Genomic DNA, 2,977 nt, shown 5'->3' with positions numbered 1-2,977 from the left:
TGATCTAGTACATATAACCAATCACGGATATTTTTACCATCTCCATAAATTGGTATTGCTTCATTGTTTAAAGCTTTTCTAATAATAGTAGGTATTAGTTTTTCATCATGTTGTTTAGGACCATAGTTATTAGAGCAATTTGTGATTACTGTATTCATTCCATATGTTTCTTGGTAAGATCTTACAATCATATCACTTGAAGCTTTAGAAGCAGAATACGGAGAGTTAGGAGCATAAGGAGTAGATTCAGTAAACAGATCTATTTCATTAAGTGTTCCATATACTTCATCAGTTGATATATGATGAAATCTACAGTTTAGATAATCTTCTTTATATTCAAATGGTTTATTCATCCAATAATTTTTTGCAACATCTAGAAGTGTAAAAGTACCATTTACATTTGTTTGCATAAATACACCTGGGTTTTTAATAGAGTTATCTACATGGGATTCTGCAGCAAAATGTATTACACCTCTTATATCATATTCATTGAAAATGAACTCTACTAACTCACGATTGCAAATATCACCTTTGATGAATTTATAATTAACATTATCTTCACACTCTTTTAGGTTTTCTAAATCACCTGCATATGTTAATAAGTCTAAATTTACTATATTGTAGTTTGGATATTTTTCTAAAAAATATGGTACAAAATTTGATCCTATAAATCCTGCACATCCTGTTACTAATATTGTTTGATTATTGTTAATATTTCCTGCCATTACTTTCTTTCTCCTAATGCTCTTAAACATTCATCTAAGCTATCTTTCCAAAAAGGAATAGATATATTGAATTTATTTTTTATTTTACTTTTATTCAGTATTGAATAATGTGGTCTTGAAGCTGGTGTTGGATATTGAAATGTTTCTATAGGATTTATAGTACATTTAATCTTTGCCATTTTCATTATCTCTTTTGCGAAGTCATACCAAGATAGTACTCCTTCATTTGAGTAATTATATATTTCTACTTTAGTATTACTTATATTTGGTAATATATCTAAAATAGCTCTTGCCAAATCTTTAGCATATGTAGGAGTTCCTACTTGATCAAATATTACCCCAAGCTCTTGCTTTTCTTTACCTAATCTAAGCATAGTTTTTACAAAGTTATTCCCAAAGCTTGAATAAACCCAAGATGTTCTAATGATGATAGAATTTAAAGGATTGATTTTAATCATTTCAATTTCACCATCAAGTTTTGTTTTACCGTAGATTGAATTTGGGTTTGTTTGAAACTCTTCTGTATATGGTTTGAAGTTTTTCCCATCAAAAACATAATCTGTTGAGATATGAACTAGTTTTATATTTAACTCTTGTGAAATCTTTGCTATTTTCTTTACAGCTTTTCTATTTACTAAATCAGCATTTAATTCATCATCTTCTGCTTTATCAACTGCTGTATATGCTGCACAGTTTATAATAGTATTGATATTATTTGATTCAATAAAATGTTTTATATCTTCACTATTTGTAATATCTAAGTTATCTCTTGTTGTAAAAAAGAAGTTATAAGAATAGTCTTTTGATAACTCTCTTAGTTCACGTCCTACTTGTCCATTTGAACCAGTTACAAGAATATTTAAAGACTTAGAACTACTCATAGTGATTAACTCCAAACTCAAATATCTCTTTATTATCTTCAATATCAAATAGCTTTGGTTGTTTTTTATCTTTTTCTGATAAGTTTAATTCTTCAAGTGATAGTTTCCAATCTATATTTAAATCTATATCATCGAAAGCTATTCCTCTATCACATTGCGGGCTGTAATAGTTATCTACTTTATATGCAAATATTGTATCATCTTCAAGTACTACAAATCCATGAGCAAAGCCTCTTGGTACTAATAGTTGTTTTTTATTATCAGCTGATAATTCTACACTTACATGTTGTCCAAATGTTGGTGAATTACGTCTTATATCAACTGCTACATCTAAAACACTTCCTTGTATTACTCGTACAAGTTTTGTTTGTGCATGAGGTGCTAGTTGATAATGAAGACCTCTTAAAACTCCCTTTGAAGATTTTGATTCATTATCTTGGCAGAAGTTTATTTTAAAGCCTAAAAATTCTTCTAATTTGTCTGCTCTAAAAGTTTCTACAAAGTATCCTCTATGATCTCCGTGAACTGTTGGTTCAATAACAACTACATCAGGAATCGCAGTTCTTATAAAATTCATCTACCTAATCCTCTTGGTTGATTAGCTCTTTGGATTAAATATTGTCCATATTGGTTTTTCTTTAAAGGTTCTGCTAATATTAAAAGATCTTCTTTTGAAATATATCCCATTTCATATGCTATTTCTTCTAAACACGCTACTTTCAAACTTTGTCTATTTTCAATAGTTTGTATAAATTGAGATGCTTCAAGTAATGATTCATGAGTTCCTGTATCAAGCCATGCATATCCTCTTCCCATTAGTTCTACTTTTAATCTTTCTTCTTTTAAATAATCTTGATTTAAAGTTGTGATTTCTAATTCACCACGATCTGATGGTTTTACATTTTTTGCTTTTTTTACTACATCTGAAGGATAGAAATATAATCCTATTACTGCGTAGTTTGATTTTGGATTTGTAGGTTTTTCTTCTAATGATGTTACATCACCATTATCATTAAATTCGGCAACTCCATATCTTTCTGGATCTTTTACATAGTAACCAAATACTGTAGCTTTATTTTCTTCTTTAGCATTTTTTACACTTTGAGCTAAAAGATTAGTTAGTCCATGTCCATAAAAAATATTATCACCTAATACTAAACAAGCATCATCACCATCTAAGAACTCTTCACCTAAAGTAAAAGCTTGAGCTAATCCATCTGGACTTGGTTGAACTATATATTCAAATTTCATTCCTAAATCTGAACCATCACCTAATAGTTCTTCAAATCTAGGTAAATCTGTTGGAGTTGAAATAATTAGTACTTCTTTTATTCCAGCAAGCATTAAAACTGAAAGTGGATAATATACTTT

The 2,977-nt window shown here is 29.0% G+C and carries 4 protein-coding genes; all 4 read right to left on the bottom strand.

Features of this window, described 5'->3' with window-relative positions:
- Positions 1 to 725 (bottom strand): dTDP-glucose 4,6-dehydratase (locus KO488_RS10610; protein WP_216058787.1); only part of this gene is annotated, 725 nt, incomplete at its 3' end.
- Positions 725 to 1,606, bottom strand: coding sequence for a dTDP-4-dehydrorhamnose reductase (rfbD, locus tag KO488_RS10605; RefSeq protein ID WP_216058786.1), 882 nt, complete (start codon positions 1,604 to 1,606; stop codon positions 725 to 727). The genes rfbD and KO488_RS10610, both read right to left, overlap by 1 nt.
- Positions 1,599 to 2,183: a dTDP-4-dehydrorhamnose 3,5-epimerase gene (rfbC, locus tag KO488_RS10600; protein ID WP_216058785.1), complete on the bottom strand. Its 585-nt coding sequence runs from the start codon at positions 2,181 to 2,183 to the stop codon at positions 1,599 to 1,601. Before rfbC ends, rfbD begins: the two co-directional genes overlap by 8 nt.
- On the bottom strand, positions 2,180 to 2,977 hold a 798-nt coding region (gene rfbA / locus KO488_RS10595; protein ID WP_216058784.1), incomplete at its 5' end, for a glucose-1-phosphate thymidylyltransferase RfbA. The genes rfbC and rfbA, both read right to left, overlap by 4 nt.

Source organism: Poseidonibacter lekithochrous, from assembly GCF_018861145.1.
Classification (GTDB): domain Bacteria; phylum Campylobacterota; class Campylobacteria; order Campylobacterales; family Arcobacteraceae; genus Poseidonibacter; species Poseidonibacter lekithochrous_A.
This window is presented reverse-complemented; position numbering and strand designations above follow the sequence as displayed.

Bases quoted from the DNA above. Each gene is read 5' to 3' on its own strand.
- rfbD (WP_216058786.1), bottom strand. From the start codon at position 1,606: ATGAGTAGTTCTAAGTCTTTAAATATTCTTGTAACTGGTTCAAATGGA.
- rfbC (WP_216058785.1), bottom strand. From the start codon at position 2,183: ATGAATTTTATAAGAACTGCGATTCCTGATGTAGTTGTTATTGAACCA.